General features: G+C 65.2%; 12 protein-coding genes. 6 read left to right on the forward strand and 6 right to left on the reverse strand.

Annotation, left to right across the window (positions count from 1 at the left end; translation table 11 throughout):
* Window positions 1-91: 91 nt before the first annotated feature.
* The 3 genes from ASD80_RS07165 to ASD80_RS07175 form a co-directional block, all read right to left on the reverse strand.
* Complete coding sequence (locus ASD80_RS07165) at window positions 92-1,744, reverse strand: MBL fold metallo-hydrolase RNA specificity domain-containing protein (RefSeq protein WP_082555125.1); 1,653 nt, start codon at window positions 1,742-1,744, stop codon at window positions 92-94.
* A gap of 341 nt (window positions 1,745-2,085) precedes the next feature.
* Window positions 2,086-2,637 (reverse strand): ActR/PrrA/RegA family redox response regulator transcription factor, encoded by a 552-nt coding sequence (locus tag ASD80_RS07170; protein WP_156460368.1) that lies wholly within the window; start codon window positions 2,635-2,637, stop codon window positions 2,086-2,088.
* A 48-nt stretch (window positions 2,638-2,685) separates the two neighbouring features.
* Window positions 2,686-4,002 (reverse strand): ActS/PrrB/RegB family redox-sensitive histidine kinase, encoded by a 1,317-nt coding sequence (locus tag ASD80_RS07175; RefSeq protein ID WP_244488956.1) that lies wholly within the window; start codon window positions 4,000-4,002, stop codon window positions 2,686-2,688.
* 145 nt (window positions 4,003-4,147) lie between these two features.
* Between ASD80_RS07175 and ASD80_RS07180 the strand changes: the two genes are divergently transcribed.
* Together ASD80_RS07180 and ASD80_RS07185 are read left to right on the forward strand one after the other, a co-directional pair.
* Entirely contained in the window at window positions 4,148-4,633 is a 486-nt protein-coding gene (locus ASD80_RS07180) for a DUF2852 domain-containing protein (protein WP_056230786.1), read from the forward strand.
* Window positions 4,634-4,970: 337 nt separating this feature from the next.
* Window positions 4,971-5,708, forward strand: a complete 738-nt coding sequence (locus ASD80_RS07185) for a M48 family metallopeptidase (protein ID WP_056230787.1) — start codon at window positions 4,971-4,973, stop codon at window positions 5,706-5,708.
* Window positions 5,709-5,745: 37 nt separating this feature from the next.
* Here the strand turns inward: ASD80_RS07185 and ASD80_RS07190 are convergent, their stop codons facing one another.
* Window positions 5,746-8,424, reverse strand: a complete 2,679-nt coding sequence (locus ASD80_RS07190) for a transglycosylase domain-containing protein (protein ID WP_056230789.1) — start codon at window positions 8,422-8,424, stop codon at window positions 5,746-5,748.
* A gap of 293 nt (window positions 8,425-8,717) precedes the next feature.
* Between ASD80_RS07190 and ASD80_RS07195 the strand changes: the two genes are divergently transcribed.
* Genes ASD80_RS07195 through ASD80_RS07205 form a run of 3 tightly spaced genes read left to right on the forward strand, consistent with a single transcriptional unit; the run spans window position 8,718 to window position 10,110 of the window.
* Complete coding sequence (locus tag ASD80_RS07195; protein ID WP_056230791.1) at window positions 8,718-9,254, forward strand: DUF6036 family nucleotidyltransferase; 537 nt, start codon at window positions 8,718-8,720, stop codon at window positions 9,252-9,254.
* Window positions 9,251-9,553: a hypothetical protein gene (locus ASD80_RS07200; protein WP_056230792.1), complete on the forward strand. Its 303-nt coding sequence runs from the start codon at window positions 9,251-9,253 to the stop codon at window positions 9,551-9,553. Before ASD80_RS07195 ends, ASD80_RS07200 begins: the two co-directional genes overlap by 4 nt.
* 5 nt (window positions 9,554-9,558) lie before the next feature.
* Window positions 9,559-10,110: a hypothetical protein gene (locus ASD80_RS07205; protein WP_056230794.1), complete on the forward strand. Its 552-nt coding sequence runs from the start codon at window positions 9,559-9,561 to the stop codon at window positions 10,108-10,110.
* 138 nt (window positions 10,111-10,248) lie between these two features.
* Here ASD80_RS07205 and ASD80_RS07210 read toward each other — a convergent pair whose 3' ends face one another.
* Window positions 10,249-11,271 (reverse strand): LLM class flavin-dependent oxidoreductase, encoded by a 1,023-nt coding sequence (locus ASD80_RS07210; RefSeq protein ID WP_056230796.1) that lies wholly within the window; start codon window positions 11,269-11,271, stop codon window positions 10,249-10,251.
* 180 nt (window positions 11,272-11,451) lie between these two features.
* Between ASD80_RS07210 and ASD80_RS07215 the strand changes: the two genes are divergently transcribed.
* Window positions 11,452-12,006, forward strand: a complete 555-nt coding sequence (locus tag ASD80_RS07215) for an AAA family ATPase (RefSeq protein ID WP_056230798.1) — start codon at window positions 11,452-11,454, stop codon at window positions 12,004-12,006.
* Here ASD80_RS07215 and gyrB read toward each other — a convergent pair.
* The gene (gene gyrB, locus ASD80_RS07220) at window positions 12,003-14,456 is read right to left on the reverse strand and encodes a DNA topoisomerase (ATP-hydrolyzing) subunit B (RefSeq protein WP_056230800.1); all 2,454 of its coding nucleotides are present in this window, start codon (window positions 14,454-14,456) and stop codon (window positions 12,003-12,005) included. The genes ASD80_RS07215 and gyrB overlap by 4 nt on opposite strands.
* Window positions 14,457-14,545 lie beyond the last annotated feature (89 nt).

The raw sequence follows: 14,545 nt of genomic DNA on the forward strand, positions 1-14,545 counted from the left end.
CCATGAGGGCTACTGGAACACCGCGCTAAAAGTAGCCCTCATGGTGAGGTGCGCTTCTTCAGCGCCTCGAACCACGAGGGCGTGGCACCGCCTATTCGTCAAAACTCTGGCTTTCCACCGGGGTAATCGGCGTCGCCACTGGCGGCGGGGTGGGCGCCGCGCCCAGGGTGTCGAGCTCCTTCTGCAAGGCCCGCATCACCGCCAGCTTTTCCGCTTCCGAGCCGGCCTGCAGGCGCTGGCTCAGGCGGATGGTGAAATCGGAAAAGGCATTGTGCCAGTCCGAATGGACCTGCAACGGATCGATGCGCTGGGTCGCCGGCTTTGCCTTGGCGGCGATACCGGCCGCCGTCAGCTCGAAATAGTCGTCGAGCAGCGGCAGGATGATCTGGTCGCCGGAAATGCCGGTCGCCATCAGGGCGGCGCGCAGGGCGGCGCGTTCCTCGTCTTCGCCATGGGTCAGGAAGATGGCGCCATGGGCCGGCAGGCGCTCCCTGATCCACGCCATCAGTTCGGAATGGTCGGCATGGGCCGAGTAATTGCCCATCGAGCGGATGGTGGCGCGAACAGGCACCAGCGTCGAATGGATGCGCGCCTCCTTGGCGCCGGAGAGAATGACATGTCCGAGCGTGCCGGGCGCCTGGTAGCCGACGAACAGCACGGTGGCGTTGGAGCGGATCAGGTTGTTGCGCAGGTGGTGCTTGATGCGCCCGGCGTCGCACATGCCCGAGGCGCTCATGATGATGGCGCCGCCGCGGATGGAATTGATGGCCTTGGATTCTTCCACCGACTCGATGATGCGGAAGCGCGGATCGTTGAACAGCTCGTCGGCGCCCAGTTCGACATCGTCGAACATTTTCGCATATTTGCGGTAGACGCCGGTGACCTTGCTGGCCAGCGGACTGTCGAGGAAGACCAGCCGCGGATCGATCTCGCCGGTCTTGATCAGGTAGCCGATGTCATGCAGCAGTTCCTGGCTGCGCTCGACGGCAAAGGTGGGGATGACAAGATTGCCGCCGCGCGCCAGGGCGGTATTGATCTCGGCTTTCAGCGCTTCGCGGCGCTGCACCAGCGTATAGTCCTGGCGCTCGCGCCCGCCATAGGTGCTCTCACTGAGGATATAGTCGAAGCCCGAGGGGCCCTCGGGCTCGTTGTAGAACACTTTCTCGTCCGGCCCGATATCGCCGGAGAACATCAGGCGGATGGTCTTGTCGCCGTCCTTGACCTCGACCTCGATGGAGGCCGAACCAATGATATGGCCGGCATTCCAGTAGCGCGTCCGCACGCCCGGCCCCGGGGTGATCCACTCGCCATATTGGCAGGTCTGGCGATGCTGCAATGCCTCCTCGGCATCCTCCATGCCGTAAAGCGGCCTGGCCGGTTCATCGCCGCGCCGGGCATGCTTGCGCGTCTCGCGCTCCGCCTCGCTTTCCTGGATGCCGGCGCTGTCGGGCAACAGGTATTCGAGCAGGCCAGAGGTCGGTTCGGTCATCCACATCGGCCCGCGCCAACCCTCGCGATAGAGCTTGGGCAGCAGGCCCGCGTGATCGATATGGGCGTGGGTGAGCAGCAGGAAATCGATGGTCTTGGGGTCGAAGGGCGTCGGCTTGAGGTTGAGGTCGCGAACCGACTTGTTGCCCTGGAACAGCCCGCAATCGACGAGGAACTGCCCGCCGGAATGCACAACCCTATAGCAGGAGCCGGTCACCGTACCCGCCGCGCCATGGAAATGAAGGGTGACGGTCATGGCGGCGCTCCTCGGTTTTATGCAGTGTTGGTCGGAGACTAAGCTCAGCAGATCGCTAGAGTCGAGGTATAGGCGCGGGAAACTCACCTCTCCCTGAGGGGGAGGGGGCTATCGCATATATGGGCTGGCACGACCTCACCCCGTCCACCGCGCGGCTCCTCCCCCTCGACGGGGGAGGTTGGGAGGGGGTGACGGTTGGTCCGTATATCGGGGCCAAACACCCCCCACCCTTGATCCCTCCCCGCAAAGGGGGAGGGAGACGACTGAAACATTGCGGCCTGCCCGTTTTCATAGCCTTGCCTGAGGGGCGAGGAGTCGCAGGGCACCTGAAGCTCATGGCATCAGCGTGGCGCGCGCTTGGCGAGGATCCGCTGCAGGGTCCGCCGGTGCATGTTGAGCCGGCGCGCGGTTTCCGACACGTTGCGGTCGCACAGCTCATAGACGCGCTGGATATGTTCCCAGCGCACCCGGTCGGCCGACATCGGGTTTTCCGGCGGCTCGGGCTTGTCCTCGCCGGTGGCCAGCAGGGCGTTGATGACATCGTCGGCATCGGCGGGCTTGCTGAGATAGTCCACCGCGCCGAGCTTCACCGCCGTTACCGCCGTGGCGATATTGCCATAGCCGGTCAGCACCACGGCGCGCGCATCGGGGCGGCGCGTATGGAGCGCCGAGACCACGTCGAGACCGTTGCCATCCTCAAGCCGCAGGTCGACCACCGCATAGGCCGGCGGCTTTTCGGCGACGGCAGCCAGCCCGTCGGCGACCGAACCGGCTATGCGGACATCGAAGCCCCGCCGCGCCATGGCGCGCTCAAGGCGCGAAAGGAAAGCCGCGTCATCATCGACAAGCAGCAGGCTGGGGTCAGTGGCCAGGAGATCTTCGATCGTGCTCATGGGTGTCATTTACGGGTTTGGCGCGAAAAGGTCAAAATGTGGCTGCAGCTAACCCTCCGCCTCCACCGCATTCCGCGGCCAGACGATCCGCACCCGCGCATGGCCCTCGGCCGCGATATTCTCGAAAGCCAGCCTTCCGCCGGTGCGCTCCAGCAGCGTCTTGGCGATGAATACGCCCAGCCCCAGCCCGCCGGGCTTGTTGGCGTCAGGGCCCTGCGGGTCGCGCGGGCGGCTGGTGAGGTAGGGCTCGCCCAGCCGGGCGATCAGTTCGGGGGCAAAGCCGGGCCCGTCATCGGTGATCGAGACCGAGACCGCATCGCGATCCCAGGCCGCCTCGACCCGCACCGTGCCGCGAGCGAAATCGGCGGCGTTCTCGATGAGATTGCCCAGCCCATAGAGCAGGCCGACGCTGCGCTGGAAGACCGGCGCCGGCCCGGCGGCCTGTTCGTAATAGAACAATATCGCCTTGCCGCGCCCCTCATGCGGCCGCGCCACTTCGGCCAGCAGGTCGGTCAGCGGCACGGCTGCAAAGGGATCGCCGCCATCGCTGCCCAGATTCCTGAGCTTGGCGAGGATTGCCCGACAGCGCGCCGCCTGCTCGATGATGAGTTCCACATCGTCGGCCAGGTCACTGCCCGGCTCGGCCTCGACGCGCATTTCCTTGGCGGCCAGGGCAATGGTGGAGAGCGGGGTGCCCAGTTCATGTGCGGCGGCGGCGGCCATGCCGTCCAGCGCCGACAGCTGTTCCTTGCGCGACAAAGCCAGTTCGGTTGCCGCCAGGGCGTCGGCGATCTGGCGGGCGTCATGGGCCACGCGGTTGGTATAGGCGGAGATGAATACCACGCCGCAGACGATGGAAACCCAGATGCCGATGACATAGATGCGGTTGAAGACGATGCGCTCGCCCGGCGCCCAGGGCAGCGGCAGGTGCCAGACCGAAAGCACCGAAGCGATCACCGCCGCCAAAAGCGCGATGAGGAAGGTCGCCCGCTGCGGCAGCGTCGTCGCCGACACCGAAACCGGGGCCAGCAGCAGCAGCGAGAACGGGTTCTGCAGCCCGCCGGTCAGCGCCAGCAACCCCCCGAGCTGCAACAGGTCGAACGCCACCTGGCTGGCCGCCGAGAGCGAGCTGGGCCGATGCGATACGCCCAGCTTCAGCACCAGCCACAGATTGACCGCGGCAGAAAGCCCGATCAGCACGAAACATTCGAGCAACGGCAACGGAAAGCCGAGCCCAAAGGCCACGAACAGCACGCCGATGGCCTGGCCACCCACCGCCAGCCAGCGCAACAGCACCAGGGTTTGCAGGCGCAAAGGCCGCCAGGTCGAGGGCAGAGGCAGGCCATCGGCCTGGGTCATGGTCATATCGGGCCCTTTCGGGGCATAAACCGGTCGCCCCATAGTGAGGCAAAAACTTCATTTCAAGGCCCAAAAATCCATGGGCACAGCATTGATCCCGCCCCGGCACGGGCCACGTAAGGGTCATCGTGACTGGGAGAATGAAACCGAAATGACCACAGCAATCATCAAACCTCAATGGTCCCCGCTGACCATCGCCCTCATGGTTTTGGGCTTTATCGTGTTCTGGCCGCTTGGCCTTGCCGTCCTGGGCTACATCCTGTGGGGTGAAAAGTTCGGCGGCAGCCAGGAAAAGGCCCAGGCCTACTGGAACAAGGGCCGCGACTGGTGCGCCCCCAACCGCCACCGTCACCACGGCTGGCACAACCATCGGAGCTACGGCATGAACTCGAGCGGCAATGCGGCCTTTGACGACTATCGCGCCGAACAGCTCAAGCGCCTCGAAGAAGAACGCGCCCGCCTCGACGCCGAGATCGAAGCCTTCCACGAATACATGGCCAATCTCAACAAGGCCAAGGATCGCGAAGAGTTCGATCGCTTCATGAACGAACGCCGCGGTTCCCGCCAGGGCTACGACCAGCCCAAGCCGGACAATGGCGACCAGAACAACAATGGCTGGGGCAACAATAACGGCTGACCCCGGCCAACGACCTCCCTCCCCAAGCCGGTCGTTCCCAACGACTGAACTGGCGCCCTCGCAAGGGGCGCCATTTTTTGTTGGGGATGTCCGCTCACATTTCGTCCAGCCGCCGGCTCTCCTTCTCCCCTTGTGGGAGAAGGTGCCCGAAGGGCGGATGAGGGGGCGCCATGCCCTCCAAAGCACCGAGGCATAGGCGAGCGCAGCACCCCTCACCCGGTTTTCCGCTGAACGCGGAAAACCACCCTCTCCCACAAGGGGCGAGGGGTAGTTCGGTGGCTGGGGGAGTCACCGACACAAAATCCCGCTATTATCGCCCTGCGATTCCCGAGCTGTCATGAACCTCTTCTTCCGCGCCAAGCCCAGCATTCCCAGCCGCACCGTCATCGAGATCGATGGCGCGCCGGTCACGGTCACCGTGCGCGTCAATGCGCGGGCGCGGAGCTATCGGCTCTCCATTCCCCATAGCGGCGGGCCGCTGCTCACCCTGCCGCAACATGGCAAGTGGAGCGAGGCCGAAGCCTTCCTGCAGCGCCACCACAACTGGCTGGCCGCGCGCATTCGCCGGGCACCGCAAGCCACCAGCTTTTCCGATGGCGGCACGGTGCCGTTGCGCGGCGTCGATCATCGCATCGTCGGCACCGGCAAGCTGCGCGGCCGCGTGGAAGTGGCCGAGGACGATGGCGCGCCGGTGCTGCTGGTGCCGGGCGATCCGGCGCATCAGGCGCGGCGGCTGACCGACTGGCTCAAGGACGAAGCACAAGCCGATCTCGCGGCCCGCACCGCCATTCATGCGGCCCGGCTTGGCGTCACGGTCAAATCGGTCAGGATGCGCAGCCAGTCGAGCCGCTGGGGTTCCTGCTCGTCATCGGGCAATATCAACTACAATTGGCGCCTGGTGCTGGCGCCGCCCTTTGTGCTCGACTATGTCGCCGCTCACGAGGTCGCCCATCTGGTCGAAATGAACCATTCCGCCGCCTTCTGGGCCACGGTCAAGCGCACCCTGCCCGACATGGAAAAGGGCCGCGCCTGGCTCAAGGCGCATGGGCGGCAATTGATGGCGCATGGGGGATAGGGCTTCACCTCTCCCTTCAGGGGAGAGGTGAAGTATCCTAGTTCTCGCCGCTGCCGAAGATCAGGTCCATCAGCGTGCGCTGGCGCTGCGGCTCCTGATAGACGGGCTGCTGGCCGACGCCGGCCGGGGGCTGCATCTGGGCCGGGGCGCCCGGCACCCAGACCTGCTGGCCGGTGGCCGGGTCGACCACCAGCACCATGGGCTGGCCGGTTTCGGGATCGATCGGCGCCTGGCTGACACCATTGGTCTGCTGCTGCAGCGGGTAGCCGGTGACCGGATCGATGGCCTGGGCCGGCGCGCCGACCACCTGGCCCACCGGCATGCCGGTCGTCGGATCGATCTGGGTGCCATTGGCATCAACCAGCATGCCGCCGGCATTGCCGATGGGCATGCCCGTGGCGGGATCGATCTGCGCGCCCACCACCATGCCGGTGGCCGGGTCGACCATCTGCCCGGTCTGGATGGGCTGGTTGGCGGTGGCGGCCTGGGCGGCCGTTGCCGGCACATATTGGCCCGTCGCCGGGTCGAGCTGCATGAGTTGTCCGGTGGTCGGATCGGTGGTGGTCTGCACCGGCTGGCCGGTACCGGCATTGACATATTGGGTCATCGGCTGGCCCGTCGCCGGGTCGATCACCACCTGCCCGGTGGCCGGATCGATGACCTGCTGGGCCACCAGCTGGCCATCATAGCTACCGCCCGGAATCGGGGCGATGGACTTGCCGGCATGCGCCTTGGTCATGAATTGCGACCAGATCGCCGCCGGCACATTGCCGCCCGACAGCGTGGTCTTGGTGTCGTTGTCATTGCCCAGCCACACCCCGGTCACCATGGCCGAGGTATAGCCGATAAACAGCGCGTCGCGGGCATTCTGGCTGGTGCCGGTCTTGCCGCCAAATTCCCAGCCGCCCACATTGGCGCTCCGGCCGGTTCCGACCTCGACGGCGGTTTCCAGCATGTCGTTCATCTCGGCCAGGATATTGGGGGCGACCACGCGGCCGGGGCCGGCATCGGAGGCCTGGTAGAGCTGCTCGCCATCCTTGGACGTGATCGAGGTGATGACATTGGGGATCACCCCCATGCCACCATTGGCGAATGGCGCATAGGCGCTGGTCAGCTCGAGCAGGTTCACTTCCTGCGTGCCCAGGGCGATGGACGGCACCGCCGTCAGCGGCGAGGAAATGCCCATGCGCGTGGCCACATCGATCACCGCCTGCGGGGTGACGTCGATGGCGAGGCGCGCCGCGATAGTATTGAGCGAATAGGCCAGGCCCTGCCGCAGGGTCACCGTGCCGGCATACTTGCCCGAGGCGTTGCGCGGGCTCCAGCCGTTATATTCGAACTGGGCGTCCTCGGCCAAAGTTTCGGGCGTATAGCCCTTTTCCATGGCGGCCATGTAGACGAAGGGCTTGAAGGTCGAGCCGGGCTGGCGCTTGGCCGTCACGGCGCGGTTATACTGGCTCTGCTGGTAGTCGACGCCACCCACCATGGCGCGCACCGTGCCGTCCACATCCATCGCCACCAGGGCGCCCTGGCTGAAGCCGCGCTTGGGGCCTTCGGAGGCCACCAGTTCCTTGACGATGAACTCGGCGTCCTTCTGCATCTTCCAGTCGATGGTGGTCTGCACCACCACATCGCTTTCGATCTCGCCGATATAGGCGGTCATCAGGCTCTCGACCCAGTCGGCGACATAGGATTCCGAACCCGCCACGCGGGTCCGCACCGTCTGGTTGGGGTCGATCTGGGCGGCCTGCGCCTCTTCTTGCGTGATATAGCCTTCCTGCGCCATGAGATTGAGCACGATGCGCTGGCGTTCGATGGCCTTTTCCGGATTGCTCTTGGGATTATAGGCCGACGGCGCGGGCAGCAGGCCCACCAGCATGGCTGCCTGGCCCAGCGAGAGGTTGCGGGCCGAAACGCCGAAATAGGTCTGTGCCGCGGCCTCGATGCCGGTCGCCCCGGCGCCGAAATAGACGCGGTTCATATAGAGTTCGAGGATCTCTTCCTTGGTGTAGTTCTGCTCCAGCCATACGGCCAGGATGGCTTCCTGCACCTTGCGGCCCAGGGTCTGGTCGGGGGTGAGGAACAGGTTCTTGGCCACCTGCTGGGTAATGGTCGAGGCGCCGCGGGTCACGCCGCGCGCCTGTACCGATTCGATGGCCACCGAGAGCAGGCCGATCGGGTCGACACCGAAATGGCTCATGAAGCGGCGGTCTTCGCTGGCGATGAAGGCTGCCGGAACATAATAGGGCAATTCGCGATAGGTCACCGCCTCGCCGCCGGTCTGGCCGCGATTGGAGATCAGGCTGCCATCGGCGGCGAGGATGCGGATATTGGGCGGCCGCTCGGGGATGGCCCAGGTATTGGACGAGGGCAGTTGCGCCCCGTAATAGACCACGATGCCGATGGCGGCGATGCCGCCCCAGAGGCAGGCGACGAACCCCCACCACAAGAGGCCCATAAGGAAGCCGCCGCTGCGCGAGCGCTTCTTTTTGGCGGCCGGCTGGGCCTTGCCGCGTCGCGGCTGCCTGGGGGGCTTGGGCGGCTTGCCGCCGCCATTGCCGCCGGCCGGACGCTCGTCGGCCACCGAAAAACCCATGGACTGGCCCAGCGTGGGTTCCACGCGCCCTGCCTTGCCACCGCCGGACGCGGCCTGGGGCTTGCCGCCCCTGGCCTTGTGATTGCCAACGCGGTCATCGGCGGAAATGCGAAAATCCATCAAGCGGACCCTGAAACTGGTGCCTTTGCCCGCTTCTACCCTGTTCGCGCCGGATGGGAAACAAGAGGTTAGCGATAGGTTAAGGCCGATCTGACCGGCTCATGGGCTGGCTATTGGGCGCGGCATCCCGGCCGCGGCGCTTCCCACGCGATCACATCCCGGTTTTCCGGGGCAATTGTGGCCGGTTTATGTGGGGTTTTGCGGGTTAGCCCCACGGTGTTGCGGGGCTGTCACAGCATTTCAAACCGGCGGTCACGTGGTTATGATAGCGTCTGCCGCATGGATTTCGCCCGATGAACATTGATCAGCTCAAGCATGTGCTGCGCGCCGCCGCCGGCATTACCGGCCAGGACATCTTCGTCGTCGTCGGCAGCCAGGCCGTGCTGTTACAATATCCGCGACTGCCGGACGTTATGGTCATGTCGGCGGAGATCGACATGTTTCCCCTGAACCAGCCGGAACTCGCGGACCTTATTGACGGCACGATAGGCAGCGACTCGGTCTTTCACGAGACCTTCGGCTATCATGCCGATGGCGTCGGCCCGACCACCGCGCGCCTGCCGCAGTCCTGGCGCGAACGCGCTATAGTGCTGCCCGCCTCGGCGGCGACGGGAGGGGCGAGTGCAGTGGCCCCCGACATCCATGACCTGGCCGTCGCCAAGCTCCTGGCCGGTCGCCCGAAAGACCTCGACTGGATAGCCGCCGGATTGGCGGCAGGTCTGATGACGCGCAATGGCGTGGCCGGGCTCCTGCCGCAAGCCGACGCCACGCAAGCGGAAGTAGACCTGGCGCTGGCCCGCCTGCAGCGATTGGGCGGAGCCTCCCCATGAACGCGCACTATCGGCGGCTATTGCTCGAACAGGTTTTCGACCTGCTCGACGGTCCACGCCGGAGCGAGATCATAGGCCGCGCGCACAATCTTATCGCACTCTGGCGCAGCACCCCGCACATGGCCCCCTATTACGCGGATCGCTGGCAGTACCTGCTGACCCTGCCGGTGGAGCAAGCCCGCGCCATCGTGCTGGGCGACACGGACGAAGGCGACATGCTGCGTCATTGCATGCCGTTCGCCGGTGTCGTCGACAACAAACAAAGGCAGGCGGTCCGCCGCATGGCCCGGAGCATTTAACGGTATTGCGCGCTCGGAGACTTGTCCTGGCAGCCGCTGCGTGGCTGGTCTGCCTCGTTGCCCCACCCGCCCTGGCGCAGGAGCAGGCGCTGCTCGACCGCGCGCTCGATCGTGCCATCGCCACGTTCGAGGCGGCGCTGCCCCGTCTCGGCGCTACCGAAATGGGTGTCGATGTGGCCGCCTATCGCGACGCGCTGACCTTGCAGCGTTTCGCCTCGACCCATTGGGGCGGCACGGTCACGGTCGATCTCAGCATCAGAGAAACGCCCACCGGCTCCTGCGCCCGCTTTGCTGCCTTCGTGCGCATTCCGCCTGAAAATGGCGCCGTGCGCCTCGTGCTCTGCCCGCAATTCTTCTCGCCCGGCGCCGATGCGCTGCGCGAGCTTACCCTGCTGCATGAAATGGTGCATGTCGTCGCCGGACCCGACGAATGCCAGGCCATGGCCTTCGCCGCACGGGTGGAGCAGACTGCAAGAGGTCGCTTCACCCCGGTCGACGCCTATTGGCAGACCAGCGGATGTGACGGGTCGCGATACCGGCTGCCGGATTTAAAATAGCCGGCATCCATATCCCCCCGCCGGCGCTTCCCACGGACTTGATCCGCGGGTCGCTCTCAACATGGCACAAGCGGCGAAAGACCCCCGGATCAAGTCCGGGGGAAGCGTTGTGGGTGGGAGAGTTCCGGGGCCCGACGCCTACCGCCAGCCCAGTTCGGGCGCCACCAGCTTGAGAATGCTCTCGATGACATGGGCGTTGTAGTCCACGCCTAGCTGATTGGGCACGGTCAGCAGCAGCGTATCGGCTTCGGCGATGGCCTCGTCGGCCGCCAGCTCCTTGATCAGCTGCTCGGGTTCGGCGGCATAGCCGCGACCGAACACGGCGCGCTTTTCCGGCTCGATATAGCCGAAACTGTCCTCTTCGCGCCCGCCGCCGCCGAAATAGGCGCGGTCCATGTCATTGACCAGCGCGAAGATCGAACGGCTGACCGAGACGCGCGGGGTATGGGCATGGCCGGCCTCCTTCCAGGCCGCCCTATATGCCCGGATCTGCTCGGCCTGCTGGATATGGAAGGGCTTGCCGCTTTCGTCGAATTTGAGCGTCGAGCTCTGCAGGTGCATGCCCAGCTTTGCCGCCCAGACGGCGGTCGCGTCGGTGGCCGCGCCCCACCAGATGCGCTCGCGCAGGCCTTCGGAATGCGGTTCAAGCCGCAGCATCCCGGGCGGATTGGGGAACATGGGCCGGGGATTGGGCTGGGCGAAGCCATGGCCCTTGAGCACTTCGAGCAGCACTTCGGTCTGGCTGCGCGCCATGTCGGCATCGGTCTGGCCGTCCTGCGGGGCATAGCCGAAATAGCGATAGCCATCGATCACCTGCTCGGGCGAACCGCGGCTGATGCCCAGTTGCAGCCTGCCGCCGGCGATCAGGTCGGCGGCGCCGGCATCCTCGGCCATGTAGAGCGGGTTTTCGTAGCGCATGTCGATGACGGCAGTGCCGATCTCGATCTTGCTGGTTTTCGCGCCGATGGCCGCCAGCAGCGGAAAGGGCGAAGCCAGTTGCCGGGCAAAGTGATGCACGCGGAAATAGGCGCCATCGGCCCCCAGTTCCTCGGCCGCCACGGCCAGGTCGATCGATTGCAGCAGCGCATCGCTGGCCGACCGCGTCTGCGACTGCGGCGAGGGCGACCAATGCCCGAAGGAGAGAAATCCGATCTTTTTCATGGGATGGCCCGGGTATGAGTGCCGACGCGGCGCGTCGTTGTAACTCATTAGCTAGGTCGCCATTGGCTCGCAACCAAGCCGTTTCGCAGAACGCATTGTTCAGCCGGACGAACCGATCCAGACCCTCGTCCCGTCTTGCATCGGCAATCGCGGCCACGTAGGAGGTCCGGGGGGGGGGACATGCGACTGGCAATCACGGGGAGCCATGGGACGGGCAAGACGACCCTGCTCGACGACTTCGCCGCGGCGCGTCCGAGCTATGAGCCGGTGCCCGAGCCCTATTGGCTGCTCGCCCAGCAGGGCACGCCATTCGCCGACGGGCCGACGAGTGCCGATCTCGAAGATCAGTTGGCGCAGAGCTGCGCGCTGATCCTGTCCACCACAGCGCAGCGGCAGGTGATCTTCGATCGTTGCCCGCTCGACTTCATCGCCTATCTGGACGTGGTCAGTGCGCGCGAGGGCTTCGAATGGACGCCGCATGGCAAGCTGCTGGGCCGGATCGAAACGGCACTCGCCACCATCGATCTGCTGGTTTTCCTGCCGCTCTCGCAGCCCGACGAAATCACCGTGCCGATCGAGTTTCCCAAATTGCGGGCCCGCACCGACAGGCGGCTCAAGGCCATCCTGCGTGATGACGATCTGGGCCTGCTGGAAGCAGGCCCCCGCATATTGGAGCTGTCCGGCACACGCGACCAGCGCCTCGATCGTCTCCTGGCCGAGGTCGGCGCGCCCTAGACGTCCAGGTTGCTCACGCTCAGGGCATTGTCCTGGATGAAGTCGCGGCGGGGCTCCACCAGATCGCCCATCAGTGCGGTGAAGATCTGGTCGGCCTCGTCGGTTTGGTCGATCTCGACCTTGAGCAGGGTGCGCGCATTGGGGTCGAGCGTGGTTTCCCAGAGCTGGGAGGCGTTCATTTCGCCCAGGCCCTTGTAGCGCTGCAGCGACACGCCCTTGCGGCCGGCATCGGTCACCGCCTTGAACAGGCTCGACGGCCCGAAGATATTGATCGTCTCGCCCTTGCGGGTCAGCGTCGGCACGCCGCCATAAATCTCGTCCAGCCGCTCGGCCAGTTGGCGCAGCTTGCGCGCATCGGCGCTTTGCAGCAGCGGCTTGTCGAGCTGGTGGGTCTCGGCAACGCCGCGCACAGTACGCGAAAAGGCCAGGCCCTCCTCATCGGTGATGACGCCGGACCAGCCGCGTTCCAGCTCGTCGGAAATGCGGTCGAGCCGGTTGGCGATGCGCTCCATGGTGCCGCCGATACGGCTTGGATCGGCCAGGCCATCGGGATCGAGGCCGCCGACGATCGCCGCCTGTTCGACCAGGCTCCGGTTGTAGCGCGTGTTGAGATTGTTGATGGCCTGCACGATGCTGCGCGCCTGCTGTACGATGCCGAGCAGGTCGGAACCGGCATGCTCGATGCCGTCGCGCGTCTTGAGCACGGCTTCGTCCAGCCCCGCCTCGATCAGGTAGTCATCCAGCGCGTCCTCGTCCTTGAGATACTGCTCGGAACGGCCGCGCATGGCTTTGTAGAGCGGCGGCTGGGCGATGTAGATGTGGCCGCGCTCGATCAGCTCGGGCGTCTGGCGATAGAAGAAGGTCAGCAGCAACGTGCGGATATGGGCGCCGTCCACGTCGGCGTCGGTCATGATGATGATCTTGTGGTAGCGCAGCTTGTCGGCGTTGAATTCCTCGCGACCGATGCCGGTGCCCAAAGCCGTGATCAGCGTGCCGACCTGTTCGGAGCTGATCATGCGGTCGAAGCGCGCGCGCTCGACATTGAGGATTTTGCCGCGCAAAGGCAGCACCGCCTGGTTGGAACGGTCGCGCCCCTGCTTGGCCGAGCCACCGGCCGAGTCGCCCTCGACGATGAAGATTTCGGACTTGGCCGGGTCGCGTTCCTGGCAATCGGCGAGCTTGCCGGGCAGCGAGGAGATTTCGAGCGCCCCCTTGCGGCGGGTCAGCTCGCGCGCCTTGCGGGCGGCTTCGCGGGCGGCGGCGGCCTCGGCCACCTTGCCGACGATGATCCTCGCCTCGGCCGGGTGTTCCTCGAACCACTGGCCGAGCTTGTCGTTGACGATATTCTCGACCACCGGCCGCACTTCGGAGGAGACCAGCTTGTCCTTGGTCTGCGAGCTGAATTTGGGGTCCGGCACCTTGACCGAGAGCACGCAGGTCAGCCCTTCGCGCGTGTCGTCGCCGGTCAGGCTCACCTTTTCCTTCTTGGAAATGCCCGAGCTTTCGGCATAGCCGACCACCTGGCGCGTCAGCGCGCCGCGCAACCCGGCCAGATGGGTGCCGCCGTCGCGCTGCGGGATGTTATTGGTGAAGCACAAGACGTTCTCGTGGTAGCTGTCATTCCACTGCAAGGCCACTTCGACGGTGATGCCGTCCTTCTCGCTGATCATGGTGATCGGCTTGTCGACCACCGCGGCCTTGGACTTGTCGAGATAGCGCACAAAGGCTTCAAGACCGCCTTCGTAATGCAGTTCGGCCTCGACCGGCTCGGGATGGCGCAGGTCGCGCAGGATGATGCGGACGCCCGAATTGAGGAAAGCCAGCTCGCGCAGGCGATGCTCCAGCGTCTTGAAATCGAACTCGACCATGGTGAAGGTGTCGGTCGATGGCAGGAAGCTCACCGCCGTACCCGAACGGCCCTCATAAGTGCCGGGCTGCTTGTCCTGCACATATTCGCCGACCTGCTTGAGCGGATAGACGGCATCGCCATGCGAGAACTCCATCTCGTGGATTTCGCCGTCGCGGTTGATGCGCAGCTTGAGCCAGACCGAGAGCGCGTTGACCACCGAGACGCCAACGCCATGCAGCCCGCCCGAGACCTTGTAGGAATTCTGATCGAACTTGCCGCCGGCATGGAGCTGGGTCATGATGACCTCGGCTGCCGAAACGCCTTCCTCGGCATGGATGCCGGTCGGAATGCCGCGACCATTGTCCAGTACCGTTACCGAGCCATCGGCATTGAGCGTCACCGTCACCAGGTCGGCATGGCCCGCCAGCGCCTCGTCGATGGCATTGTCCACCACCTCGTAGACCATGTGATGCAGGCCCGAGCCGTCATCCGTATCGCCGATATACATGCCGGGGCGCTTGCGCACCGCGTCGAGCCCTTTCAGCACCTTGATGCTGTCGGCGCCATATTCGTTCGGGACGGGATTTTCGCTATCGGTCATGGGGTCCGAATCAGTCTTTTTCGTGTGGGTCTCGTTCTAGCGGAACGGGGGTATATCCCCAAGCAAAATGGGCTTTTGCGGGGCGTTTG

Origin of the sequence: Devosia sp. Root635 (assembly GCF_001427605.1) — a bacterium.
GTDB lineage: Bacteria > Pseudomonadota > Alphaproteobacteria > Rhizobiales > Devosiaceae > Devosia.